Genomic DNA, 25055 nt, shown 5'->3' on the forward strand with positions numbered 1-25055 from the left:
TAAGGCGGACGTCCGACAGGAGAATTGGCCCCGCATCCTTACCATGACCGCTCACTGGCCGGTCAACCCCGAATGGCGGCCTCGCGCACCCGGGCGATGGCCGAAAAACTTACGCCTCGCCAGCCCGGGGTCAAGGCGCCGATTCCGACCTCAGGACTCGGCGTTCCCGGCCAAGCGGTGCGAGCGCCGCCACGCGTAGTACACCGGAACGCCGACCAAAATGATCCCGAATGTGATACCGGTGTTGACCGGGTCGGTCCAGAGCGCGTTCAGGATGATCGCAAGTGAGGCCGCCATGAACAGAAGGGGGACAACGGGATAGCCCCAGGTCCGGTAGGGACGCACCAGGTCGGGCTGCTTCTTCCGGAGCACGAAGACCGCCCCGACCGCCAGGGCGTAGAAGGGCCAGATGCCGAGGATGAACTTGTCCGCCAGTTGCTGGAAGTCGTTGAGCAGGACGTAGACCACCCCAAGACCCGTGGCCAGCAGGATCGCCACCGACGGGCTCTGGTACCGGGGGCTGACGCGCGCGATCGCGGTGAAGAAGAGGCCGCGGTCGGCCATCGCAAAGAACACCCGGGGCCCGGTCATCATCGAGCCGAGCAGTGCGCTGAAGGTGGAAATCATCACCACCCCGGCGATGACGCCGCCGGCCCCGCCGCCGAAGAACGGAATCCGCTCGGCCGCTGTGGCGGCGATGAGGGCCGAACCGGCCATTTCGGGCAGCGGCACCAGGTAGAGGTAGGCCAGGTTCACTACGAGGTAGATGGCGATGATGGCCACCGTGCCCAGCAGCAGCGCGCGCGGGAGGTTGCGTGCGGGGTCCTTCACCTCCCCGCCGAGATAGGCGAGGTCGGCCCAGCCGTCGTAGGTCCACATGATCGAGATGAGGGCCGTCCCCATGACGCTCACATGGACCCCGCTGCTCCACACCGGGGTGAAATTGGCGGTGGTCCCCTCGCCGATGGTGAAGGCCAACGCCGCCAGCGCCACCAGCGCCCCGTACTTCACCACGGTCGAGAGATTGACGAGGACCGCCGCGACGTTCACGCCGAAATAATTGAACAGCCCCACGAGGATGATGGCCCCGGCCGCCACGTACTGCACCTGCGACGGGGTCAGCGGGACGAAGTACCCGAGGTACTCTGCGAAGATGGTGGAGATGGCGCCGAGCGCCGAGGCGCGAATGACCGCAAGCGTGGACCAGCCGAACAGGAAGGCGGGGAGGGGGCCGAAGGCGTCAAGAATGTAGGCGAACACCCCGCCCGACCGCGGGAGCGCGGCCGCCAGCTCGGCGTAGGTCAGCGCGCCGCAGAGCACAATGGCGCCGCCGAGGGCCCAGGCGAGAAGGAAGGGCCCCGGTTCCCCGATCCGCCCGGCCACGCTTGCCGGTACCCGAAAGATCCCGCTCCCGATGGTGGAGCCAACCAGCACGGCGACGGCGCTCATCAGGCCCAGCCGACGGGGGAGGCGCTCACCCCAGGCGTCGCGGACGCCCGTTCCAGCGTTAGATGTTTGCATCGGTGGAGTTTGCGCCCGCCGACTCCGCTTGACAAGGACCTGCCAGAGGCCGTTTCTTTGGCCCTCTCCCAGTGACCCGGAGCAGGGATGGCCGTACGGCAGGCACAGGCGGGCTTGGCCCGCGATCTATTGGCATTGACCAAGCCCCGGGTGATTTCCCTCCTGCTGGTGACCGCGGTGGCCCCCATGTACATCACCGGGCTCGGCGCGCCACCGCTCTCCCTCGTGGGATGTGTGCTGCTCGGCGGCTTCCTGATGGCCGGCGGTGCCAACGCAATCAACATGTGGTTCGACCAGGACATCGACCACTTCATGTCCCGGACCAAGCTCCGACCCGTCCCATCCGGCCGGGTGGCTCCGCTGGCCGCCCTGGCGTTCGGCATCGGCCTGGGGACGCTGGCCTTTGCCATCCTCTGGCGGTTCGCCAATCCCCTCAGTGCCTGGCTGGCCCTCGGCGGACTCCTGTTCTACGTGCTGGTCTACACCGTCTGGCTGAAACGCTCCACCCCGCAGAACATCGTGATCGGCGGCGCGGCAGGGGCCTTTCCGCCGCTGGTCGGGTACGCCGCCATGGCGGGGCACCTCGACCTGACGGCGCTCTACCTCTTCGCGATCATCTTCTACTGGACCCCGCCCCACTTCTGGGCGCTGGCGCTCCTGAAGAAGGGGGAATACGCCAAGGCGGGCATCCCGATGCTCCCCGTGGTCCGTGGCGAGCGGGAAACCAAGGTGCAGATGCTGATCTACACCCTCATCCTGCTCCCGCTGACGATTCTACCCGCCCTGTTCGGGGCCTTCGGCCTCCTCTACGCGGTCGCCGCGCTGGCCCTCGGCGGCCGGTTCCTCTGGTACAACTTCCAGCTGCTCCGCGAGGACGGGGTCACCCCCACCGCGTGGAAGATGTACAAGTACTCACTCGCATATCTCGCGCTGCTCTTCGTGGCCATGAGCGTGGACCGCGCCCTTCCCCGTGAGGCGCAGGCCGAGACCCCCCAGGTGCTGATTCTCGACCAGCCGGCCCCCGTGGCCGGCCAGCTGGGCCGGTGACGACGCCCATCGCCAAAGCAGCGCGCCGCCGCCTCCCTTCCCCCAAGCAGCTGGCCCGCCTCTGGCCACGAGTCCGGCCCCACCGCCAGGCGTTGATGCTCGCCTCCGTGGCGCTCCTGCTGAGCGCCGCCATCGGGCTGGCCTTCCCGCTGGTGGTGGGGCGCCTCCTCGACGCCGCCTTCGTGGACCAGAACCGGTCCCTCCTCGACCGGGTCGCTCTCGGCTTGACGGGCCTCTTCCTCATCCAGGCGTTCCTGAACTACGGCCAGACCTATCTCCTCAGCGCCACCGGCGAGCGCGCAGTGGCCGGCCTCCGGGAAGAGCTCTTCGCCAAGCTGCTGGACATGCCCCCGGGGTTCTTCGCCGACCGGAAAACTGGTGAACTGACCAGCCGGCTCACCATCGACATCGGGCTCCTGCAGGGCGTCCTGAGCAACCAGATCGCCGAATTCGCCCGCCAGATCCTCGCCCTGGTCGGCGGCATCATCCTCCTGACCTGGATCCAGCCCCAGCTCACGCTGACGGCGCTGGCCGTCGTCCCGGTGGCGGTCGGCACGGCCCTCTTCTTTGGCCGGCGGCTCCGCCGGATCAGCACCGGCGTGCAGGACAAGGTGGCCGGCGCCACCTCGGTGGCCGAGGAAGCCTTCAGCCAGATCCGAACCGTGCAGAGCTTCGTGCAGGAGCCGGCGGAGCGGGCCCGGTACGGCGGGTTGATCGGCGGCGTGGTCCAGGCGGCGCTGGTGCGGGCCCGGGTCCGCGGGGTCTTCTTCGGGGCCATCACCTTCAGCACCTTCACCGGGATCGTCATCGTCCTCTGGCAGGGGGGGCGGCTGGTACTGGACGGCTCCCTGACGGCCGGCACCCTGGTGAGCTTCCTCCTGCTCACGGTGACCATCGCCGCCTCGGTCGGTGCCCTCGCCTCCTTCTTCGGGAATTTCCAGGAATCCGTCGGGGCCGCCGAACGGGTGTTTCAACTGCTGGAAGCCCACACCCCGATTGCCGATCCCCCCGCCCCCACCTCCCTTCCGACGCCGGTGCAGGGGCGGGTCGAGTTCGACAGGGTGTCTTTCCGCTACCTGGACCACCCTGACGCCCCCTGGGCGGTCCGCGAGGTGAACCTCAGCCTGGCACCCGGCGAGGTGGTCGCCATTGTGGGTCCATCCGGAGCCGGAAAGACGACCCTGATCAGCCTTCTGCCCCGGTTCTGGGATGTTGCAGAAGGGAGCATACGGCTGGATGGCATCGACGTGCGGCAGCTCCGGCTCCGGGACCTTCGGGGCGCCATTGGCGTGGTCCCCCAGGAGCCAGCCCTGTTCAGCGGCACGGTCCGCGAGAATATCGCCTATGCGCGCCCAGATGCCTCTGAGGCTGACGTGGAGCGGGCGGCCCGGGCCGCGCACGCCCACGAGTTCGTGGAGCGCCTGCCGGACGGTTATGAGACGATCGTGGGGGAGCGCGGGGTCAAGCTCTCTGGCGGGCAACGGCAGCGCATCGCCATCGCCCGCGCGGTGCTCAAGGACCCCGCCGTCCTGGTGCTCGATGAGGCCACCAGCAGCCTGGACACCGAGAGCGAGCGGCTGGTTGAGGATGTCCTCGAGAAGCTCCTGGTTGGGCGGAGCACCCTGATCATTGCGCACCGGCTGAGCACCGTGCGCCGGGCCGACCGGCTCGTGGTGCTGGAGCACGGCCGCGTAGTGGAGGAGGGCTCCCACGCCGACCTGCTCGCGCAGGGCGGGCTCTACGCCCGGCTCTACCAGCGGCAGTTCCGGGACGGCGATGCCGAGTTGGATCGTGCCGCCGTGAACGCATGACATCCCCCAGCCACACCCCATAAATCGAGGCAGCGATGAAGTCCCAAGCGGTTCACCATCTGGCCGGCGCCGCGCTCCTGCTGGTGGCCGTGGGATGCGGGAGTTCCGACACCCAGGGTCCCGACACGCCGCCGTACAGGGGCGCCACGGTACAGGCGATCCCACAGAACGTCCTGGCGGCCGCGGTGCTGGTTCGCGCCACCGGCTACGACAGCGCCTACATTGAGGCCCAGGCCGGCGCCGGCCCGTCCCAGACGACCCCCGCGGTTGCCTTCGGCGGTGACACCATCGTCCGGGTCCCGGTCCTCGGGCTGGACACCGCCACCGCCTACACCTTTCGCGTGGTGCTGACGGAGGATGGGGCGGCGGATCATGTGGTGGACTCCCTCCCCTTCACCAGCGGCTCGCTCCCGGCCTGGATTCCAGCCATGGGGAGCATCGGGACGTCAGGCGAATCAGGCTACGTCGCGCTCTCGCTTCCCGACGGCGCCGTCACAGTGGATAACGACGGGAAGGTGGTCTGGTACCACTACTCGCCGAACGGCGTCCTCAACTCCTTCCAGGCGCATCCGAGTGGATCCTACACGATCCTCAGCGCCGCAGGGACGGGGGGGACCGAATTCCTCGTGCTGAATGTGCTGGGAGAACAGACAGGGACACTGGCATGCGTCGGGCGCCCCACCCGATTTCACGACCTGCTGGTCGGGGTCGATGGGGACGTCTGGATCCTCTGCGACGAAACCCGCGTCATGGACCTGTCGGGCGTCGGGGGAAATCCCGCTGCATCGGTGACCGCTACGGTCGTCCAGCACGTGGACGCCGATGGCACGCTGCTCTGGGAGTGGAACGCGTTCGATCACTTCGACATCACTGATCAGCCATCTGCCGACCGATCGGGGCCGAACGTGAACTTCACTCATGGAAACGGCATCGGGTTCGACACTGACGGTAACCTGCTCCTCGGGTTCCGGAGCTTAAGCGAAGTGACGAAGGTGGACCGCTCCACCGGGGCAGTGATCTGGCGCCTGGGAGGGCTCCGGAACGAATTTACCATCCTGAACGATCCCAAGGGGACGTTTGAACGCCAGCACGGCGTGCGGGCGGCCGGAGCTGGAACGATCCAACTGCTCGACAACGGCCTGCAAGCGCCAAGCCGCCTGGTGCGGTACCGCCTGAACGGCACGAACCACACCGCGGACATGGAGTGGGCGTTCATCGATTCGCCGACGACCTGGACGTTGGTGGGGGGAACAACCCAGTTTCATCCGGACGGCCACGCCACGGTGTCATTCGGACGTGCGGGGCGAGTGATCGAGGTAGACCAGCACGGTCTCCGCATTTGGGAGCTGACGGGGCTCGACGGTGTCTACGTGTTCCGTGCCCAGCGCCTGGGCTCGCTGTACGCAGCCGGCAGGAACGAGCCGACGCGGTAGGCCACGGGCGCGAGCAAACGAAACGCCCCCTGCCAACCGGCAGGGGGCGTCTCACATCCCAGCGGCGGTTCAGCCTACGGATTGGGTTCCGTGGTAATGGTGAACTTGTACCAGGCACCCGGGTCCCCGTCGTAAATGTCAGCGACGAAGTAGTAGGTGCCGGGAGCGAGGGTGACCGTCGACTCTTCCGGCGCCGCGCCCGTGCAGGCGTCACAATTGATGACGTTGATCGCGCTGTCGACCCAGAGCTGGTCGATGTCGGCGTCGTGATCTGCCCAGTCGGTGTTGACCGTGATCGTGGTCGTGTCGGTCAGCACGATCTTGTAGAACTGGTCGACAGCGGCCGGGATGTCGTAGAAGGCAAGCGTGTCGCCGATCGCCGGAAGCGTGATCAGCGGCGCCGTGTTCGGATCATCGGTTCCGATGAAGGTCGAGGCGTTGGTCGCGATGATCGTGTCGCTGGTGGACAGCGACAACGTGACGCCCGGGGCATAGTCCGGCGTGATGCCAACCACCCTGATCGGCGCGGAGGTGCCCGGCGCAACCAGGAGGGTTGCGGAACTGCCGTCCGCCGCCTGCGAAACGACGATCGGCGCCCCCGCCCCGGTGGCGGAATAGGTCGCACCGGCCTGGAGCGAGAGCCCAGCCGGCATGGTCAGCACCAGTTCCTGGCCGATATCCGGCGTGGTGGTGTTGAACGTGGCCGGGAGAACGGCGTGGATGACCGTGACGGGAATGGTCAGCGACTTGCCGCTCGCCGAAATGACGAAGGAACCGCTGCTCGGGATCAGGCCGGTGATGGTGGCCCGAAGCTCCGTCTGCTCGCTCGGCAACGTGAGCGACCCGTCCGGGTTGTAGACCGGCCGGAAGGTGGAATCGATGGCCACATTGAACCCGGCCGGGGTGGCGCCCACGCTCCAGGTGGTGGGGATCTGGCCGGTATTGTCGTCGAGCAGCTGGAAGGAAATCAGCTGGGTCGAGCCCGCGCTGACGAAGACGATGCCGGGCAGCGCCACAATCTTGTCTGGCGTTCCGGGGGATCCGGATGTGGGATCGCCACCAGTGCATGACAAGACCCCAACACAGGCGGCGAGCACGACCGAACCACGAATCAAACGTGTCATACTTGTACCTCGTTCTCGGAAGACGGTGGAAAGCGGCTCTTTCCGGCGTCCTGCAGTGAAACTCCTTTGAAAACTACCGCACTCGGTTACTGGACGCCCGATGTCGGGAAGAAATTCACGCCCAGCCATCGCCCCACGTCGATCACTCCATCGGCGGTCAGGATGTCCTGCCAGTCCGGTCGGGAGACCTCGGTGAGGTCGTTTGAGTAAATCAACTGGAACTCGCCCAGATTGTTCCGGTCAACAAAGATGAAATACCGGTCCTTCTGCTGCGTGTAACGCCAGACCTGGTAGGGCGGTGCCTTGCCCACCGAGACCCGGTCGAGATACTCGTCGTAGGGTCCGTACTTCGCGTAGATCCGGCCCCGGTCGGTGCGCCATCCCGGCGTGGTGCGTCGGCCGCCGATCTTGAACTGCTGGTTGGCGTAGGCAACGGCCTCGTAAAAATTCTCGCGGGTCTCGTTCCGTGCCACCCCGGGAGTCAAATCCCGGCGGGTCCAGAACTCCGTGAGCCACCGCCGCTTCGCATCAACGCTCAGGTCCTTGTACAAGTTCATCCCATCGGCCGGCGTCGCGAGGTAGAGCAGCGGTCCCTGGGCGCTATCCAGCTGCGCCTCGTTCATGGCGCCGAAGTAGCCGGCATCGGTCCGTTGTTCCTGTTCGACCCTCGCTGCTTCCTTGGCGAGCGTCTCCTCGAGGTTCGCCATGGTGAACGGCTGTGACCGCTCCGATGTGACTCCTTCCAGGGTGACCGACACCGCCATGGTGTATTGCCCCTCGGGCAACCCCGTCAGGTCCAACTGGCCCTTCAGCACTCCCCCCCCGGCCGGCACACTGACCGCCGCCGATGGTGTCTTCAGGAGCGTCTTCCCGCTGGAGTCGCGAATGGCGGCCGACAGCGTGCCGTTTCCGGCCTGTTCACTGTACGCCTCGATCAGGTAGTAGGCCTGGCTCTGGAGCGGGGTCAGGTGGAGCTCCACCGCGCCGGTCACCAGCAAATTTCCGATCCGCAACTCCCCGGGCTTGGGCACCGTGTCATTCGGCGCTGCCGCCCGGATTTCCGGGGAGAGCAGCAGGTCTGACACCGGCGGGGGTGACCGAAATCCTTCGACAGCGGTCGTCGCGAACGCCTTCCACCCCGTTACGCTGTCCTCCACGGTCACGTCGAGCACATATGAGCCGGGCAAGACAGGAAACTCCAGCATTTCAAGCCCCAACACTCCCGGTACCGCGTACGACATCGGGATATGGTTGGTCCATCCCTCCTGCAACAGCCCGAGTCCGGTGGAATCGGACACCTTCACGGTCACGAAGTAGGTGACCTGGTCACTGGTTCCGCTGCCCCCGGCGTTGGCAAAGCCAACGTAGGGGATCTGCACAAACGCCTTGACCAGCGTCTGGCGGCTCTCCGCCCGGTAGAACCGGACCGCTCGAACCGCCATGACATCGTCCGTTTGCCGCTGCCCCATCGGGGTCGGGGCGACCAGGACACCGGCCGCGAGGGCCAGCGGGAACCAACGAACCATTGTGCTCCTGGGCGGCAACGACCGTGGCCGCTGCCGTCGCATCACGCCGATTACCAGCCGATGCTGAACGTGAAGAAGTTAGTCGAGCCAAGAATGCCCATGTACTTCCAGGCATAGTCAAAGCCCAGATTGAACGATTCGGTCGTGTAGCTCAGCCCGCCACCGAACGCGGTGCCCTGGTAGCTCTGCTCTTCGTTGAGCTGGCTCCCCGTGACGTCCTGGCCCGAGTTGGCCGAGGCGTAGCTGTAGCTGCCACGGACCGCGCCATTGAAGTTGCTGCCACCCATCTGCGGGAAGGCGAACTCGGTGCCGAAGACGTAGCCAGCGCTCGTGTTGTTCGGCTGGTTGAAGTCGGCGATGACGGTCCACCGGGTGTTCTCCTTGGCGATGATGTCGTACGCCACGGCCACGGTAAAGGTGGTCGGCAGGGAGAACGCCTTGCTCCGGTACTGACCGGGCTGCGGGTTGTTCGGCACGGGATCTTCACCTGGCACCGGCGTCCGCGGGACGCCCACGTTGAGCGCGTCGCCGCTGTAGCTGAGGTTGGTGCCGAGGTTCTGGATGACGAAGGAGAACTTGACCGGGTGGTTGTTCAGCGCCGAGTGGAAGTTGGTGCCGAAGTCCACCGCGAAGGCGCTCCCGCTCACTTCACCGAGCTGGTCGAACACGCCCTTGGCGGTGATACCCGCCGAGAACCGGTCCGAGAAATTCTCGGCGTAGGTGAGGCCGAGGTACGATTCGCTGACGGAATAGACGCCGCCGGTGCCGTCCGGCAGTTCGACGGTGTATTCCGGCTGGTCCTTGAACCCGAAGGTCCCGAGGTGGAGACCGACCGCCCGGGCGCCGCCCGAGAACGGGAAGGCCATGCCGCCCCAGCTGTACGTGGTGTTGGCCACGTACGAGTAGGTCGAGATGAGGACCCCGGGGCTTTCCATCAATGCCACGCCGGCGGGGTTGTAGTAGAGAGCCGAAACGTCGTTGGCGATGGCCTGAAAGGCGTTGCCGAGGGCGGCGCCGCGGGCACTGGCGCCGAGGAGAAGAAACTCTCCCGACGTCGTACCATAGGGCGTGTTGTCTGCATTGATCTCGGATGCCTGGGCCGCGAGGGCCACGGGCAACCCGCCGACCAGCAGCGCCGCCAGGGCCAACCCATGCGCAGTGTGCCGCTTCATAAGTATTCTGTCTCCTGGATGCGGGATGTGGGGGGAAGTGTTCCCCCCACCCCCGGCGTGGCTACTTGGCGAAGTTGACGATCGTCATGCGCCCGACAAAGCGCGCATCGCCCGATTCGACGTGATAGAAGTACACTCCACTGGCGACGACCTGGTTGTTCCGGTTCCGGACGTTCCAGTCCAGCATGCCGCCCAGTTCGCTGGACTCGTAATTCAACACCCGGACCAGGACGCCGCTCGACGAATAGATGCGGACCGTCGCCTGCGTCGGCAGGTTCACGAACTTGATGACCTTCGAGGTGTAGTCCACCTCGTAGGCGCTGGTGACGTAATACGGATCCGGCACCGTGTGGATCTTCGTCAGGTCCAGGTTCGAGACGGTGTTGACCTGGTTGACGACGTCGTAGTTGGCGCGGAGTTCCGCCCCGATGGCGCTGAAGGTCCGGGTCGGCGCCGCCGGATCGGTGTTGGCCGACGAGAAGACGTACGGGCCGTAATCGCCACCGAATCCGTTACCACCTGTGATGGCAGCACCGATGTAGTCACGCATCGACCAGACCGTGCCGGCTGCCGGCAGGGTGCCGCCGGCATCGAGCATGAACTGGAAGATCCGGCTGTTGAGCAGCATGATGAAGCCGGGGTTTGCGGCCACCGGCGCGTTCTTGGCGCCGTAGGTCGCGTTGGCAAACGACGTCGTGATGAACGCCGTGGGGCCCGGAATCGCCGTGTTGTTCAGCGTGTAGGCCGTGCCGGCGCAGGGCACCAGCGACTGCGCACCGGGGAGCGACTTGAAGGGCTCAACACAGCCGAGGTCGGCATAGGTGAGTTCCAGGCGCGTATCGTAGCTGGTGGTGTTGTTGGCGTCCGAAGCATTCAGGAAGCCCCAACCGCCACGGTACGTGTCGGCATTGAACGGCACCGGCACATTGTGCGTGACATCGATAACCGAGTCCACGGTCCCGCCGGCGCCCCAGTAGACGTTGTAGTCTGCCGCCCGGGTGGCTCCCGAAAGGATGCCCTCCCAGGTGCGGAACGTCGTCTGGATGGTCTCATACGACGCGGGGGTGTGGATGACAACGACACCCGGGAGTTCACCGGCGTTGTTCCAGCCGGTGTTGTTCGGCTGGGTCACGTCCATCGTCTGCGTGGTGAAGTTGGCCGGGTTGCCGGAGTTCGGGTTGGCCATCGTCTCGTTGTTCTGGGGCGACGGGCCAGCGAACCACCGCGGGCCGTTGTAGGCGCATTCCCGCGAGCTACCAAAGCCCGTGGCGCTATTGACGCAACCGCGACCCCAGCCACCAGTGTGGTAGGTGCCGTAGAGCTGCATCGTGGCCTGACCCTTGAGGGAATAGTTGCTGTTCCCGCCGTAGATCGAGGCCAGGCTCCCGTCGATCTGCACGGCGTCAAACGCCGCCGCGCCGGTGACCGTGCCCTGTGTGGACACCTGTTCGAGGGAGATGGTCAACGGGGTGACGTTTGCCCCGTTGATCGCGGACATGAAGTACTGCACCGGGATGCCGTTGTAGGAATCACCCAGTGAGATGCTGTCGAGGCGCACCGCGAAATTGCCGGGCGCCGAGATGACCGACTGCACGAAGTTCTCGAAGCCCACCGTCCAGGCGTTGGCCGGCGGCATCGGGCCGGAGAACCTGCCCGTGGCGGGATCGAGGGTGGGCCACGGCGCCGACGCGTTCAACTCGACGTCCCGGCCATAGATGCCGCTGGACAGGTTCGCCGTGTTCTGGTAGTTCGACGCGGGGGCCTGCGGCGTCACCGAGATGGTACCCGACTTCGGCGACTCGAGGCTGGTCGGACCGGATGCCCACGAGTTCACGTCAAACGCCGTGACCACGTAGAAGTAGCGGAAGTTGTTGCGAACCCCGTTGTCCACGAACACGAACGGGACGCCGGTGTTCGTCAGTTCCGGGTAACCGGAGCCGTTACCGGTCACCACCGTATCGACGCCGGTCAGGATGGCGTTGCCGGTGGCGAGCTCGAGGCGATCGCCGAACTTCGTCATGATAAAGGGGCTGACGATGTTGTTCTCATTTGCGACGGTGCGCGGTACGCCCGGCGCCACCGGGTCATACGCGACCGGGCAGTCAGTGAAGATGTTGAGTTCCGGGGCGCAGGTATCCACCGGATTGACGACGCCGTCGTAGTCGTTGAAGATGGTGCCGGCGTAGTCGAACTGCGCGACGAGCGAGAGGTCGTCGGGGTTGTCGGTGCGACCCCGGTAGACCCGGTACCCTTCGACGTCGTACTCACGATAGTTCGGGTCGTAAAGGGCGCTCGCGACGTCGGAGGCGACGGAGTAGTACGGGTCGCCCTGGACTTCGGACGGCGAGGGCTGCCACATGACCGTCACCTGATTGTTGCCCGGGATCAGGAAGAACGCCGGGGCAGTCGGGGCGAACGGCAGCAGGAACTTGGCATCGAACACCGCCTGCGCGGTGTAGGACTTGCCGAGCAGCGACCCCGGGACCACGGTCCATTCCGGACCGAGGGCGCCGGCCTGTTCGTAGGTGCCGCTTCCGTCGAGGTCGGTCGCGGAAATGAACCCGGAAATGCTGTCCACCAGGTTGACGCCGCCAGCCATCAGCGTCGGGTTGCCGAGGATGGTCGGGTTCCCGGGCTTGACGTTGCCGCTGCCGCAGGCAGCGCCCGGCGCGGGACAGCCGCCCGGCACGGCCACCGGCGCCGCAAAGATGTAGGCGACGACGATCGAGCCCTGTCCGCCCGGCGGCAGCGAGAAGCCGCTGGAGGACTGGAAGAAGCGCATGTCGGCAGGCTGCGTGTTGTTGATCCAGCAGATCCGGCTTACCGCCGGATCGCCGGTGTTGCAGGGCTGGTCGCCGGCCGGGACCGAGATGTTACCGGAGAGATAGCGCCAGAGCTGGGTCGCGTTCTGCGGGTCGTTGAAGGCGCCGGGGAAGGGCGAGCCGTTCACCGTGTTGGAGAACAGCTGAATGGCGCCCGGGCCGTCGGGGCTCTTGAGGTACTTGATGCCCGCAAAGCCGGCGCCCGGCATGAACGGCGGCGCGAACGTGCTCGGGTCGAAGGTCCAGGAGACCTCGCCCGCGAAGCTCTGCACGTAGGTGTAGCCAAGCGCGAACGGCAGGTTGACGCTGGAGTAGTTCGTCCCGGCGGAGGCGACGTCCATGTCCGTGCCGAAGGCGGCGAAGAGATTGTCGATCGTGTACCCGCCCGTGGGGAGGGTGACGCCGAAGGTGGCGTTGTTCTTGGCCTGGAACTCCTGGGCCTTGTCGAGCAGGATCGACTGCATTTCCGGCCGGATGTTGACGTAATCGGCCGCGTTCGTCGTGGTGACGTTATAGAAGGTGTAGATGAAGTAAATGATGTCTTCATTGCCGGTCGGGAAGTTCCACCCCATACCACGGGTTTCCACGACGATGCCGAGCGGGTGTGAGCGTCCGGCATTCAGCGCCGGGTCGCCGTCCCACGACATCCACCAGACGTCGCCCTGCGAGGCCTGCTCGCGCCGGCTGGCGGCCGTGCCGGTCAGCAGGGGGCTGAAGAGGTCCGCGCTGGCGTCGCCGAAGGGGACGTAGCCCGCTTCGGGCAGGTCCTGGAAGTCGGCGGGATTGGCCGTGTTGTAGATCGGCTCCACCTGCGTGCCGTGCTGGGTGGTTCCCTTCGGATCGAAGAAGAACGCGCCAGTGGTGTCGCCGGCCCAGGGGCCGCCATCGGCCCCGACCACGCCGGCGAGCTGGAGGCCGGTGTTGAAGATGTACTGGTCGGCGGTGCCCTTCGGCCAGAAGCCGCCACCGATGGTGGAGGAGTTGGTCGAGTCGACGCAGATCTGGCCGTCAGACGACAGACCGCAATAGATCCGGTTGATGGTCATGGCGCCCAGGGGCCGGGCGAAGAGCCGGAATCCTGTGGCCTTCTTGGCCCCCGGCTCCGGCTTGGCCATGGCAGGCGACGGCAGTGCCGCCGCGAGCGCAAGCGCCAGCAGGCTTGCCAGAATGACGCCCCTCTTACGGAATGGTGAGTGCATTGCATCCTCTCTCAGATGAATACTGTTCGGCTGGACGGGGGGACGGCGCCGTTCGGCGCGCCGCCCCCTCCTCCGCCGTGGATCATTCACGTTAGAAATTGAGCTCCAACCCGAGTCGGATCCGGCGTGGCGCGGCGGTGAAGCTCGCCTCGCTGCGGTTGGTGTAGTACAGAGCTTCCGACGCGCGCCGCTGCTCGGCCTGGGTGAACGTGCCGTCGCCGTTGCCGAAACGCTCCTCGGCCCGGATCAGGTAGATGCAGTTCGGCGCAGCCGCCTTGCCGTCCTGGGTGACCCAGTTGCCGCAGGCGCCGGTGCTCGGCAGGATCATGTCGCCGTTGGCCGTGTAGGCGCTGCCACCATTGTTCGCCTTCGCCTCGTCGGCGTAGCCCGAGGAGTCGCCCGACCACGTTTCGTTCAGCTCCGCCGTGTTCTGGATGCTGTTGTTCTCGGCGAAGACCGCGGTCGTGTTGGTGAAGTTGAACAGGTTGCGGACGTCCACGTACCCGGTCAGGTCGACCCCGCCGAACCGGAAGCCCTTGGTGACCCGGAGGTCGGCGTTCCGGAAGGTCGGCAGGCGTGAACCGTTCACGTCGCCCTGGAACTGACGGGCGCAGACGCCGGTCGAGATCACCGACTCGTTGCCGGTTTCCACCGGGCAGCGAGTGTAGGCCGTGCCGCTGGCTACACGGAACGTCGCATAGAAGCCGACGTTCTCAAGGATGGAGCCCATGGTCGAGCCCGCATTCCACTCGTTCGGGAAGGTCATCGAGAACGAGCCGGCCAGGTTGTGCGGCCGGGTGTAGGTCGTCGGCAGGTAGGCCGACGGCGGCGGGTCGTTACCACCGCTGATCTGGTTGACGATTCGCGAGCCGAAGTTGATGTACGTGAACGGATCTGAACCGGTGTTCTTGGCGTCGCTGAAGGAGTACGCCAGCGTGCCGTTGAACAGGCTGCCGATCCGCTTGTCCACCCGAATGTCGAAGCCGCGGTAGTTCCCGTAGTCCGCGTTCGTCATCATGCGGATGTCCTGGTTCTGCAGCTTGAGCGGATCGTAGAGCGACAGCAGACGGCCGGCCTGGTTGGCCTGGGCGTCGCGGTTGTAGGCCGAGAAGTCGAGCACGAAGTCATCCGAGAAGGCGTGCCGGATGCCGAACTCGAAGGTGATCGTGGTGCCGAAGTCCAGGTCCGATCCATAGACGTGGTTGGTGTTCGTCACGGCCAGGTCGGTGTTGATCCCGCCGAGCACCAGCGCAAAGTCCGGCGGCTGGACCTGGTGGGCGTAGGAGAACCGCATGTTGGTGCGGTCGCTCACCGGGAACGACACCTGGATGTGTGGCGACAGGTAGTCGTGCGACTGGTCCGGCGTGTAGATGGTGTCGAGCGACGCCTGGATATCGTTCGGATCCCAGAGCGGGTTGCTCGAAATACGGACCGTCGGCTGGCACGCGCCCGTCGAGTCGCAGTACTGCGGGTGCGAGGCATTGGAGTTGTAGTAGTCGTACCGGAGGCCGGCCACGAGGACCACGTCGCCGAGGTCGAGCCGGTCTTCCGCATACCCGGTGTAGGCCACCGGCTTCTCCATGTAGAAATCAGAGAAGGCCTGACTGGTCATCTGCGAGGAGTAGGACTTGATGTCGTAGTTGGTAAAGCCGCCGCCGATCTTGAGGCGGTTGTACCGATCGACCTGCCAGTCGAGGTTGGCAGCGCCAAGGAACCGGTTTTCCTGGTTCAGGAAGAGCCGGCCCGTCGGGCCACCGGCTTCGGAGAAGCCGAGGAGGCCGTAGGCATTGTTCCGCCACTTGTCGACCAGGGAGTACTGGGCGGTGTTCTCCAAGTCGTACGGGGAACGCCGGCTGCCCGCCTTGTTCTGCTGGAAGTTGTCGAGCAAGTCCTGGTTGAGCGGGAAGTTGTCGAAGTCGAACTGGTACTTCAGGGGCGAGATCATGAACCCGCCGAACGGGTTGCGGCTGTCGACCTCGGACGCCCGGGTCAACGGCGACTGGATGAACTCGTCCATCTGGTACGACAGCGTGACGTCGAGCGCCAGGGCCCGCGCCGAGGACTTCGCCAGGTTCTGGGTCCAGCCGAGGGTGTAGACCCGGTTGGTGCCCGTGTTCCCGAAGATATCCTGCGGGTTGTACAGGTTCGCATACGTGAAGTTGCGTCCCTGGGCCTGGCTGGCGTTCGCGCTGAGGAAGATGCGCGAGCCCGCGCCGTAGGTGTAGTTCAGCTTGCCCTGGACGGCGTAATTCGAGTTGGCCGTGCCAGGCAGGCGGATCCCCTGACAATCCACGCCGTAGTTATTGGCGATGTCCGGGTTGGTGCTGTTCTGGATGTTGATTCCGGCGTAGCTCATGGTCTGGTCGCACTTGCCGGTATAGACGGCGAAGTTGTCGACCGTCACGAACGTCGTGTCGGAGGTCGCGTTGCCGAGTTCGCTGGGAACCGCCACGATGGTGTCGGTACCGGCCTGAACGAAGTACGGCGAGTTAGCCCGGTCCTGCCCGGCGCCCGTGCTGGCGGCGCCTTCGAGCGCACCGCTGACGAAGAACGACAGGTTGTTGACGATCGGGCCGCCGAGGCTGGCGGTGACCCGGTTGAAGCCGAGGCTCACGCTGTTGCCGAAGAGCCCGTCGGACTCAAAGCCGACCGCGCCGCTGAACTTGTCGCCGCCGGTCCGGGTTGAGATCGAGATGATGCCCGACTGCGCGCCGCCGAACTGCGCGGACGAGGCGCCCGTCGTGATCGAGGCGTCTTCGAAGCCGTTGGTGCCGATGGAGAGCGTGTTGCCGCCAGCGGTGACGAATCCGCCGCCGCGGTTGCCCGCGCCAACCGGCACACCGTCAACGTACACGGCCTGCTCGTCGGTCCGGCCGCCACGAATGGAGAGCGTCCCGCCGCCGGTGCTCGCCACGACGCCCGGCTGCAACGCCAGGGCGTTGGTGATCCGGTCGACCGGCAGCTTCTCGGTGTAATTGCCCTGCACGGACTGCTTGGTGGTGACCGCGTCTCGCGGCACCAGCTCGTTCTGCGCCGCCACGACCGTGATTTCGGTCACTTCGACGGGCGTGGACTCCATCGTGATGTCGGCCGTGATCGTCTGGCCGGAGAGGACGCGGAGGTCGGTGACCTGCGTCTTCTTGTACCCGATGAAGGATGCCTGCAGCGTGACGCTGCCGGCGGGAACGAGGTTGATGAAGTAGTAGCCGTCGGCGTTGGTCTGCGCGCCGAACTTGGTACCGATGATGATGACCTGCGCGTTCGCGATTGGCGCGCCCTGCTGGTCGCGCACCTTGCCTTCAATCTTACCAGTCGAGGCCTGGGCGAAGAGCGTCGAGGCTCCCGTCACCAGAACGACTGCCGTCAACGCAAGGTACCGCGCTGCACGGGTGAAGGCGCTCACACAACTTTGCTTCATGGACACGTCCTCCAAAGGTGTGAACCCAGTGTTGCCTGCGAATCGAACAACGAAATGCACGCGCTTCCCTCCTTGCGCTTGAAGCGCCGAGTTGGGGAATGCGACTGCGGATACGCCGGACAAGCCGGCGGGAGAAAACCACACGTAGGGTGCTGCGATGATGTTTCGAGACAACCGACCGCGGCCCGGTCAGCTTCATCAATATGACGTGACCGAAATCACGTGTCAAGGAACTGTCACGAACCAGAATGAGACAGGACCCGGGTGTAACTAGATGCAACAAACCGGGATGGGACGATGCGGAGCAGTGCGGCCACTACCCCGCCCGACAAGCTTATCCCCCGATTTCAGATTTGGGAAGGGGGGGGCTACCCCCCAATCTTGATCAGCTCCCGCTGGGGGGCGGCCGGGGTCACTTCCGGGCCGTCCGGACCCCAGTACATGTTGATCTCGCTTCGGACCCCGATCCGCCCAGATATATAGATACCCGGCTCCACCGAGAAGCCGACCCCCGGCATCAGGACCCGGTCGTCATGGGTCTCGTAGTCGTCCAGATGGGGGCCAGAGCCGTGGAGGTCCCGGTCGATGGAGTGGCCTGTCCGGTGCACGAAGTACTCCCCGTACCCCGCCTTCTCGATCACCCCGCGCGCCGCCCGGTCCCCCTCGAAGCCGCCCACCGGGCGCCCCTCCCTCGCCCCCTGTTGTACCGCGGCGATCGCGGCATCCCGGGCGTCCCGCACGGTCCGCCAGACCTCCTCGACCTCCGCCGGGACCTCGGTCCCTGAGAACCCCATCCAGGTCTGGTCGGCGAAGACGGTCGTGGTGCTGCCCTTCCCACCCCACAGATCGAGGAGGATGACCTGGTTCTTGGCGAGCGTGGCGTCCTTGCCCGCCTCAGGCTCGTAGTGCGGGTTGGCGGCGTTGGCGCCGAAGCCCACGATGGGCAATGTGGTCAGCTTCAGTCCCCGAGCCTCCATGGCCGCCACCACCCTGGCCTGCAGCGCGGTCTCCGTCAGCCCCGTGCCCCCCTGCGTGACGGCCCAGGCGAGCTCGCTGCGCGCAATGTCCGCCAGCGCCTCAGCCGCATACCGATGGTCAGCCAGCTCCGCGGCGCTCCATCGCGACGCAAACCGGGTCACCAGCCCCGACGAGGGCACGACGGTCCCCCCGAGCTTGGTGATGAGCTGGATGACCCCGTGGGGCACCCGGTCGAGGTAGGGAACGGCGTCGTCGGGTGAGATCTCCATCGCCAGGGTACGGCCCTTGACGATCGAGCCCAGCGCGGCGTGCAACTCCTCCCACCGGGCGTAGGGCAAGAGCTTGCCGGGAAACCCCTCGAGGGGCTGCATCTCGATCTTGTGGACGACCGCCACCGGCTCCCCGTCCCGGGGCAGCAGCACAAAGAGCCGGCGGCTCCCCATCCCGCCCAGACCGAGCACCCGGCCGGCCACGGGATTGAGACCGTGGAAGTCGAACAGAAGCCAGCCGTCGGCGCCAACCGCGTCGAGCCCGTCGGCCAGCTGCTTGCGATCGGGCAATGCCTGGGAGCTCATGAATACCCCTCCGCGGCGGCGGCTCGCCACCGACAAGTGTCGTCTCCCCGGCCTCGGCAGGCCATGTGGACCATGGCCCCCTCGAACCCGGTGAGGACGCGGAGCGTTTCTGCGAGCGCCGCGCCGTAGAAGGAGCACGCCTGCCCGTCAGGGAGGGCGCGCAGGGACAACGGTTGTGGAATGACCGCTTCAGCGGACCGGCCGCGAATGGCCAGCGTGGCGCCGAACACCCGCCGGGCAGCCCGACTGGCGGCCCCCGCCCCGACCCGGCGCCGGATGAACCCTGGCGTGGACGCCATCAGGGCGCGCACCGGGAGGGAGCGCTGGCGGGCCGCGTAGCGGGCGGCGCGGCGGCCGGCGTCGGCATACACCAGCGCGGCATCGGGCCGTCGGCCGACGAGGCGAAAGACGCCGACAGTCTCCTCCGTCGGCACCGGCAGCCCGCGCCGGTGCGCCTCCTGATAGCGCTGAATCTGCGCCGCCACCGTGGAACTCAGGCCGAATCGCTTCGAGACGATTTCACCGGCCAACTCGTCGAGCCCGTCGCCAACCGGGGTGTCGAGGTTGCGGAGCGCCTCGAGGAGGCTGAGCGGTACGATCGCCGGCGTATCACCGGCGCCGGTCACCATCGGCATGGGATGCGGCAGGGAGTCCTCGACATAGACGCGCAGAAGTTACCCACGGATCGCCTCGTGAACCAGAGGCGCTTGCGCCCGGTCCGGCGACCGGGGACATTCCACTCATGTCCACCGCCCCACCGACCGAGACCGCGTTCGAACGAGATGTCCTCCCGCATCTCGACCTGATGTACCGGGTGGCGTTGCGGCTCACGGGCGACCCGGCCAACGCCGAAGACCTGGTGCAGGACACCGTCCTCAAGGCCTTCCGGGCCTGGGAGACCTTCCGGCAGGGAACCAACGCCCGCGGCTGGCTGTTGACCATCTTGAGGAACACGTTCATCAACGACTACCGACGGCGGCGTCGGGCGCCCGTCACGGTGGACATCGACGTGGCCGAACCGCATGCCCTGGTGCACGAGCAGGCAGGGCACGATCCTGAAGGAGAATTCTTCCGGCTGCTGGTCGACGATCGCATCGTGACCGCGATTGACGCCCTCCCTGAAGAGTTTCGCGAGGTCGTGGTCCTCAGCGACGTGGAGGGCTTGAGCTACGCCCAGATCGCGGAGACGCTGGGAGTGCCGGTGGGAACGGTGAAGTCCCGGCTCTTCCGCGCCCGCAGGCAACTGCAGGGCACGCTCTTGGAATACGCGATCGAGTCCGGCATCGTCCGCCCGGGGAAGGAAGCATGAGCCACCAGAAGCTCGATTGTGCCGAGGCGCTCGCCCTCCTCCAGGACTACCTGAAGGAAGAGCTGACCGCCGAGAACGAGACCCGGGTCGCCAGCCACCTCGCGGCCTGCGGGCATTGCCTCCAGCATGCGCACTTCGAGCGCAATTTTCTGGCGGCGCTCGAGCGCGCGGCCAGGGGGACTCGCTGCCCTGACGCCGTCGTTTCACGCATCCGGCAGGCACTCCGGAGCACCCCACCGACCTGACAGTGGGAATGTTGCAGGCCGCCCTCGTGGCAGCTGCCGTGGCCGGCGGCGCATGGCGCGTCGGCGCGCTGACGCGCTCGGGGGCACTGGCCGCGGCGGCCATCGGCACCGCCACCCTCGCCGCAGGAGGGTGGTTGGCCGGCGTGGTCCTGATGGCCTTCTTCCTCCCCAGCAGCGCCATCTCCCGGCTCTGGCCCGGTCCCCTCTCCCCCCTGGACCCGAAGGGCGACCGACGTGACGCCTGGCAAGTGCTCGCGAACGGTGGCGCCCCGGCGCTCGCCCTCACCATCGGCGGCCCCGGCGCGGCAATCGCCTTCGCGGCCGGGCTCTCGGCCGCCGCCGCCGATACCTGGGCCACCGCCGTCGGCGCCCACAGTTCCGTCCAGCCGCGGCACATCCTGACCCTTCAGGTGGTACCACCAGGGACCAGCGGAGGAATCACGGCGCTCGGAACCGCCGGCGCAGGGATCGGGTCCGCGTTCGTCGCGGCGTCCGCCGTGCCGATCATCGGATGGATTGGTGCGCTGGCGGTCGTCGGCATCGGCATGGGCGGGATGGTGCTCGACGCAGTGCTTGGTGCCGGAGTGCAGGGTAGGTTCCGATGTGAGCATTGCCATCAGGAAAGCGAACGGACCGTCCACCGCTGCGGCCACCCGACGCGATTCCTCGGAGGTTGGGCCTGGATGAGCAACGACTGGGTGAACGCACTCGCGACCATCGCCGCCACGGCGGCCGGCTGGGCCGCCGGACATCGCTGGAGCGGGTTGTTGTGAGCGCGACCGACGCGGATGTCCTGATCGCCGGCGCCGGGCCCGCCGGCAGCGCCGCGGCCGTGCACCTTGCCCGTGCCGGCTGGCGCGTCGTGGTGGTGGACCGCGCCACTTTCCCGCGGGACAAGCCCTGTTCCGAGTACATGAGCCCCGAAGCGGTCCGGCTGCTCGATGGCCTCGGTGTGGTCGCCGATCTCGAAGCCGCGGGGGCCGTCGCCCTCGCAGGCACAACGGTCATCGCTCCCCGCGGGAGCCGCCTGACCGGGCTCTTCCGGGAGGCCACACCGGGGCCGTTCCGACCGTCGGGACTGTCGCTGCCGCGGCGCATTCTCGACGCCAGACTGGTGCGGGCCGCCCGCGAGGCGGGCGCCGAGGTCCGGGAACAGACCAGGGTCGAGGGACTGCTGCACGATCGGGGCGCGGTGGCGGGTGTGCTGGTCAGGGGCCCCGATGGACGCCATGCGCCGATTCGTGCGCGGCTCACCATCGGAGCCGACGGCCTCGGTTCGCTGGTTTCGCGACGTATCGGCCGGCGGATCAGCGCACGCCCCCGCCGCGTGGCCTTCGTGGCCCACCTCAGCGGGGTGTCGGGCATGGGCGCCACCGCCGAAATGCACGTCGGCGACGATGGCTATGTCGGACTCAACCGGATCGGCGCCGACCTGTACAACGTGGCGCTGGTCGTTCCGCAGCACCGTGCGGCGAACGCCCGCGGTGATGCGACCGGCTTCTTCTTTGCCGCGCTCGAGGGCTTTCCGGGTGTACGCGGCCGCATCGATCCCACCCGCCTGGAGCGGGAGGTGCTGGTGACCGGGCCGTTCGCCTCCCGGGCCGGCCGCGTCACCGCCCCCGGCGCCCTCCTGGTCGGCGATGCGGCCGACTTCTTCGACCCATTCACCGGCCAGGGCATCTTTTCCGCGCTGCGCGGCGCGCAAATGGCGGCCGACACGGCGTGCGGCGCGCTGGAACAGCCGGGCATCCCGTCGGCCACTGCCCTCGCACCGTACCGGCAGCTCCGGCGACAGGCGTTCGCCGGAAAGTGGATCGTCGAGCGGCTCATCGGGTACGGGATGTACCTTCCATCCGTCTTCGACCACGCCGTCGGCCGGCTGGGCCGACGCCCCGACATGGCGCACACCCTGATCGGTGTCACCGGCGACTTCGTGCCGACCGGTCGCGTTCTCAACCCACGATTCCTGACCCGGATGATGCTATGAGCCGGCCCGACCTCGACCCCGCCGACTTCCGCCAGCTCCTCGGACGGTTCGCCACGGGCGTCACCATCATCACGCTGACGCTGCCCGACGGCCAGCCGGCGGGAATGACCGCCAACAGCCTGACCTCCGTATCCCTCGATCCACCGCTCGTGCTTGTCTGCATCGACCACGCCGCCGAACTGTATGGCGCGCTGCTCGCCGCCCCCGGATTCGTGATCAACATCCTCGAGGCGTCACAGGAAACGCTCTCCCGGCGTTTCGCCGCGAAGCACCTCGACCGGTTTGACGGTATCGGCTATCACACCTCGCCGGAGGGGCAGCCGGTCCTCGAGGGCGTCCTCGCCTCGATCGAGTGCGTGCCGCACGCCACCTTCCCCGGCGGAGATCACACGATCGTGGTCGGCCGCGTCCTGCGCGGCGCCACGACGGACGGGGCCCCGCTGGTGTACTTCCGGGGCGGATACACCGACCTCAACCACGGGTGACATCCCCCGCCGCTGCTCCCCTGGGCACCGAACTGCTCGACGATCCCGACGCCGACCCGGTCGTCGTTGCCCGTTCGCTCGCCAATATTTCCCGCGCCAACCGGTGGTTCGGCGGCCGGGCGGCGGCGCTGTGGGGCATCGATCAATTGCTGCGCGACGCGGGCACCCGTCGTGCCGTTACCCTGCTGGACATCGGGACCGGCGCGGGCGACCTCCCGGTCGCGGCGGTGCGGCGCGCGGCCCGACGCGGCCAGGTGCTGCACCCCATCGGCCTCGAGCGAAGTCCCGTCGCCGCGGCGCTTGCGGCGGCGCGCGGCGTGCCGACCATTCTCGGCTGCGCCGGCCACCTGCCGGTGCGGGAGGACGCAGTCGACATCATCCTGCTCAGCCAGGTGGTACATCATCTGGCAGCGGACGCGGTCGTCGATCTCTTTCGCGCGGTCAGTCGGCTGGCCAGAATCGGCGTCGTGATCGCGGACCTCAGGCGCTCCGAGCTGGCGGTCGCCGGTTTCCGCCTCGGCAGCGCCATCCTCGGCTTCGACCCCGTGACGCGCGCCGACGGGATCACCTCCGTCCGTCGCGGGTACCACGCCGGGGAACTGAAAGCACTCACCGCTCGCGCCGGCCACACGGCCCATGTCGCCCACCGGCCCGGCTTTCGCCTGGTGGCGTACTGGAGCACGGCCTGATGCGAACGGTAGACCGGAGAATCGTGCGGGCGCCCGCGGCCGCGATGTTCGAGGCCGCCGCCGACGTGGAGCGCTGGCCCGAACACCTGCCGCACTATCGGTGGGTGCGTTTCAACGACCGGCGCGCCGATGGCGGGGTGGTGGAAATGGCTGCGTTCCGACCCTTCGGACCGCTGGCCTGGCCGGTGTGGTGGGAATCGGAGATGTGGATCGATGCGGCGCGCCGCGAAGTGCGGTATCGACACGTCCGGGGCATTACCCGGGGAATGGATGTCGTCTGGAGTGTCGTTCCACGCGGGACCAACGAAACGGAAGTTACCATCGTGCATACCTGGGAAGGTCCATCCTGGCCGCTGATCCGAGTGCCAGCCGCCGAGTGGGTCATCGGTCCCGTCTTCGTGCACGGCATCGCGTCGCGCACCCTCGCCGGCCTCGCGCGCGCCGTGGAGGCCACCCATGAGTGACACGCGACGGGTCGTCATCACCGGAATCGGTGCCATCACGCCGATCGGGATCGGCGTCGAAGCGCTCTGGGCCGGCCTGCAGCGGGGCGAGTCGGCCGTGCGGACCATCACCCGGTTCGACCCCGCTCCCTTCCGGACACGGATCGCCGCGCAAGTGGACGACTTCCATGCCACCGACCACATCGAGGAGCGGAAGGCGCGGCGGATCGACCGGTTCGGCCAGTTCAGCGTGGCGGCGAGCCGGATGGCGCTGGCCGACGCCGAGCTCGACCTGGCCAAGGAGGACCGCGACCGGGTCGGCGTCATGATGGGGACCGCACTCGGCGGTATTGGCATGGCGGAGGGGGAGCACGCCCGATATGTCGAGGGCGGGATCCGGGCGGTGGATCCAGGACTGGCGCTGATGGTCTTCGCGGGGGCGGCGAGCTGCAATGTGGCCATCGCATTCGGGGTGACCGGCCCGAACAGCACCAACGGGATGAGTTGCGCCTCGGGCACCATCGCCATCGGCGACGGCTTCCGGTCCATCATGCGGGGCGACGCGGACGTGATGATCGCCGGCGGCGCCGAGGCGCCGCTCGCCCCGCTCAGCTTCGGGGCGTTCGCCATTATCCGCGCCATGTCCACCCGCAACGACGACCCGGGGACCGCGAGCCGCCCCTTCGATGTCGGCCGGGACGGCTTCGTCATGGGCGAGGGCGCCGCGGTTCTGGTGCTGGAGGAGCGTCAGCACGCGCTGGCGCGAGGCGCCAAGATCTACGCCGAACTCTGCGGCTTTGGCCTCACCAACGACGCCTACCACATGACCGCCCCACGCGCCGACGGCGCGCAGGCCGCCCGGGCCATGCGCCTGGCGCTTGCCGAGGGGCGCGTGGAGCCGTCCGACATCGAGTATGTCAACGCGCACGGGTCATCCACGCCGCTCAACGATTCGACCGAAACCTCCGCGCTCAAGCAGGTCTTCGGCGCGCACGCGCGGCAGCTGGCCATCAGCGGCACCAAGGGGTTCTACGGCCACGCCCTCGGGGCGAGCGGCGCCATCGAGGCGGCCATCTGCGCGCTGGCCAGTCACCGCGGATGGCTCCCGCCGACGCTGAACCTCCAGGTTCCCGACCCCGCCTGCGACCTCGATTATCTTGCGAGCGGCGGTCGCGCCGCGGCACCCGAGTACCTGCTCAGCAACTCCTTCGGGTTTGGCGGCATCAACGCTGCGCTGGTGCTGCGCCGCGCCGACTGATTAGATTCGGCGC

At 67.1% G+C, this 25055-nt stretch carries 19 protein-coding genes; 11 read left to right on the forward strand and 8 right to left on the reverse strand.

Annotated features, from left to right (window positions below; all coding sequences use genetic code 11):
• Positions 1–150: 150 nt before the first annotated feature.
• Entirely contained in the window at positions 151–1449 is a 1299-nt protein-coding gene (locus tag R2910_01410) for an amino acid permease (protein MEZ4411627.1), read from the reverse strand.
• A gap of 159 nt (positions 1450–1608) precedes the next feature.
• On the opposite strand from R2910_01410, the gene R2910_01415 reads away from it, so the two are divergent.
• The 3 genes from R2910_01415 to R2910_01425 are packed head-to-tail and all read left to right on the forward strand — an operon-like array spanning position 1609 to position 5812.
• A complete protein-coding gene (locus R2910_01415; protein MEZ4411628.1) occupies positions 1609–2568 on the forward strand; it encodes a heme o synthase in 960 nt (319 codons plus the stop codon).
• Positions 2565–4379, forward strand: a complete 1815-nt coding sequence (locus R2910_01420) for an ABC transporter transmembrane domain-containing protein (protein ID MEZ4411629.1) — start codon at positions 2565–2567, stop codon at positions 4377–4379. The genes R2910_01415 and R2910_01420 overlap by 4 nt, the downstream gene beginning before the upstream one ends.
• A 35-nt stretch (positions 4380–4414) precedes the next feature.
• Positions 4415–5812: an aryl-sulfate sulfotransferase gene (locus tag R2910_01425; protein MEZ4411630.1), complete on the forward strand. Its 1398-nt coding sequence runs from the start codon at positions 4415–4417 to the stop codon at positions 5810–5812.
• A gap of 74 nt (positions 5813–5886) precedes the next feature.
• Here the strand turns inward: R2910_01425 and R2910_01430 are convergent, their stop codons facing one another.
• The 7 genes from R2910_01430 to R2910_01460 form a co-directional block, all read right to left on the reverse strand.
• Positions 5887–6936, reverse strand: coding sequence for a hypothetical protein (locus R2910_01430; GenBank protein ID MEZ4411631.1), 1050 nt, complete (start codon positions 6934–6936; stop codon positions 5887–5889).
• 86 nt (positions 6937–7022) lie between these two features.
• The gene (locus tag R2910_01435) at positions 7023–8462 is read right to left on the reverse strand and encodes a GWxTD domain-containing protein (GenBank protein ID MEZ4411632.1); all 1440 of its coding nucleotides are present in this window, start codon (positions 8460–8462) and stop codon (positions 7023–7025) included.
• Positions 8463–8512: 50 nt separating this feature from the next.
• Positions 8513–9634 (reverse strand): PorV/PorQ family protein, encoded by a 1122-nt coding sequence (locus tag R2910_01440; GenBank protein MEZ4411633.1) that lies wholly within the window; start codon positions 9632–9634, stop codon positions 8513–8515.
• Between the two features lie 61 nt (positions 9635–9695).
• Positions 9696–13655, reverse strand: coding sequence for a hypothetical protein (locus tag R2910_01445; protein ID MEZ4411634.1), 3960 nt, complete (start codon positions 13653–13655; stop codon positions 9696–9698).
• Positions 13656–13746: 91 nt separating this feature from the next.
• On the reverse strand, positions 13747–17073 hold the full coding sequence (locus tag R2910_01450; GenBank protein MEZ4411635.1) for a TonB-dependent receptor: 3327 nt from the start codon (positions 17071–17073) through the stop codon (positions 13747–13749).
• Between the two features lie 368 nt (positions 17074–17441).
• Complete coding sequence (locus tag R2910_01455; GenBank protein ID MEZ4411636.1) at positions 17442–18626, reverse strand: M24 family metallopeptidase; 1185 nt, start codon at positions 18624–18626, stop codon at positions 17442–17444.
• On the reverse strand, positions 18623–19261 hold the full coding sequence (locus R2910_01460; protein ID MEZ4411637.1) for a hypothetical protein: 639 nt from the start codon (positions 19259–19261) through the stop codon (positions 18623–18625). The genes R2910_01455 and R2910_01460 overlap by 4 nt, the downstream gene beginning before the upstream one ends.
• A 107-nt stretch (positions 19262–19368) precedes the next feature.
• On the opposite strand from R2910_01460, the gene R2910_01465 reads away from it, so the two are divergent.
• From R2910_01465 to fabF, 8 genes are read left to right on the forward strand one after another with little or no spacing between them, the layout of a single operon-like run.
• Positions 19369–19935 carry a sigma-70 family RNA polymerase sigma factor gene (locus R2910_01465; protein ID MEZ4411638.1) on the forward strand — a complete coding sequence of 189 codons (567 nt, stop codon included), beginning with the start codon at positions 19369–19371 and terminating at the stop codon, positions 19933–19935.
• Entirely contained in the window at positions 19932–20180 is a 249-nt protein-coding gene (locus R2910_01470; protein MEZ4411639.1) for a zf-HC2 domain-containing protein, read from the forward strand. Before R2910_01465 ends, R2910_01470 begins: the two co-directional genes overlap by 4 nt.
• An 8-nt stretch (positions 20181–20188) precedes the next feature.
• The gene (locus R2910_01475; GenBank protein ID MEZ4411640.1) at positions 20189–20953 is read left to right on the forward strand and encodes a DUF92 domain-containing protein; all 765 of its coding nucleotides are present in this window, start codon (positions 20189–20191) and stop codon (positions 20951–20953) included.
• A complete protein-coding gene (locus R2910_01480) occupies positions 20950–22167 on the forward strand; it encodes an FAD-dependent monooxygenase (GenBank protein ID MEZ4411641.1) in 1218 nt (405 codons plus the stop codon). The genes R2910_01475 and R2910_01480 overlap by 4 nt, the downstream gene beginning before the upstream one ends.
• A complete protein-coding gene (locus tag R2910_01485) occupies positions 22164–22652 on the forward strand; it encodes a flavin reductase family protein (GenBank protein ID MEZ4411642.1) in 489 nt (162 codons plus the stop codon). The genes R2910_01480 and R2910_01485 overlap by 4 nt, the downstream gene beginning before the upstream one ends.
• Positions 22649–23341, forward strand: a complete 693-nt coding sequence (locus R2910_01490; GenBank protein ID MEZ4411643.1) for a methyltransferase domain-containing protein — start codon at positions 22649–22651, stop codon at positions 23339–23341. Before R2910_01485 ends, R2910_01490 begins: the two co-directional genes overlap by 4 nt.
• Positions 23341–23805: an SRPBCC family protein gene (locus R2910_01495; GenBank protein ID MEZ4411644.1), complete on the forward strand. Its 465-nt coding sequence runs from the start codon at positions 23341–23343 to the stop codon at positions 23803–23805. Before R2910_01490 ends, R2910_01495 begins: the two co-directional genes overlap by 1 nt.
• Entirely contained in the window at positions 23798–25042 is a 1245-nt protein-coding gene (fabF, locus tag R2910_01500; GenBank protein ID MEZ4411645.1) for a beta-ketoacyl-ACP synthase II, read from the forward strand. The genes R2910_01495 and fabF overlap by 8 nt, the downstream gene beginning before the upstream one ends.
• The last annotated feature ends 13 nt before the right edge of the window (positions 25043–25055 follow it).

The organism is Gemmatimonadales bacterium, from assembly GCA_041390145.1.
GTDB lineage: Bacteria > Gemmatimonadota > Gemmatimonadetes > Gemmatimonadales > GWC2-71-9 > SPDF01.

What these genes read in the sequence shown, in the direction of transcription:
- R2910_01435 (MEZ4411632.1), bottom strand. Translation starts at nt 8,462, where the DNA reads ATGGTTCGTTGGTTCCCGCTGGCCCTCGCGGCCGGTGTCCTGGTCGCC.
- R2910_01440 (MEZ4411633.1), bottom strand. Translation starts at nt 9,634, where the DNA reads ATGAAGCGGCACACTGCGCATGGGTTGGCCCTGGCGGCGCTGCTGGTC.
- R2910_01425 (MEZ4411630.1), top strand. Translation starts at nt 4,415, where the DNA reads ATGAAGTCCCAAGCGGTTCACCATCTGGCCGGCGCCGCGCTCCTGCTG.
- R2910_01475 (MEZ4411640.1), top strand. Translation starts at nt 20,189, where the DNA reads ATGTTGCAGGCCGCCCTCGTGGCAGCTGCCGTGGCCGGCGGCGCATGG.
- R2910_01415 (MEZ4411628.1), top strand. Translation starts at nt 1,609, where the DNA reads ATGGCCGTACGGCAGGCACAGGCGGGCTTGGCCCGCGATCTATTGGCA.
- R2910_01460 (MEZ4411637.1), bottom strand. Translation starts at nt 19,261, where the DNA reads ATGCCGATGGTGACCGGCGCCGGTGATACGCCGGCGATCGTACCGCTC.
- R2910_01430 (MEZ4411631.1), bottom strand. Translation starts at nt 6,936, where the DNA reads ATGACACGTTTGATTCGTGGTTCGGTCGTGCTCGCCGCCTGTGTTGGG.
- R2910_01450 (MEZ4411635.1), bottom strand. Translation starts at nt 17,073, where the DNA reads ATGAAGCAAAGTTGTGTGAGCGCCTTCACCCGTGCAGCGCGGTACCTT.
- R2910_01465 (MEZ4411638.1), top strand. Translation starts at nt 19,369, where the DNA reads ATGTCCACCGCCCCACCGACCGAGACCGCGTTCGAACGAGATGTCCTC.
- fabF (MEZ4411645.1), top strand. Translation starts at nt 23,798, where the DNA reads ATGAGTGACACGCGACGGGTCGTCATCACCGGAATCGGTGCCATCACG.
- R2910_01445 (MEZ4411634.1), bottom strand. Translation starts at nt 13,655, where the DNA reads ATGCACTCACCATTCCGTAAGAGGGGCGTCATTCTGGCAAGCCTGCTG.
- R2910_01495 (MEZ4411644.1), top strand. Translation starts at nt 23,341, where the DNA reads ATGCGAACGGTAGACCGGAGAATCGTGCGGGCGCCCGCGGCCGCGATG.
- R2910_01410 (MEZ4411627.1), bottom strand. Translation starts at nt 1,449, where the DNA reads ATGAGCGCCGTCGCCGTGCTGGTTGGCTCCACCATCGGGAGCGGGATC.
- R2910_01485 (MEZ4411642.1), top strand. Translation starts at nt 22,164, where the DNA reads ATGAGCCGGCCCGACCTCGACCCCGCCGACTTCCGCCAGCTCCTCGGA.
- R2910_01455 (MEZ4411636.1), bottom strand. Translation starts at nt 18,626, where the DNA reads ATGAGCTCCCAGGCATTGCCCGATCGCAAGCAGCTGGCCGACGGGCTC.
- R2910_01470 (MEZ4411639.1), top strand. Translation starts at nt 19,932, where the DNA reads ATGAGCCACCAGAAGCTCGATTGTGCCGAGGCGCTCGCCCTCCTCCAG.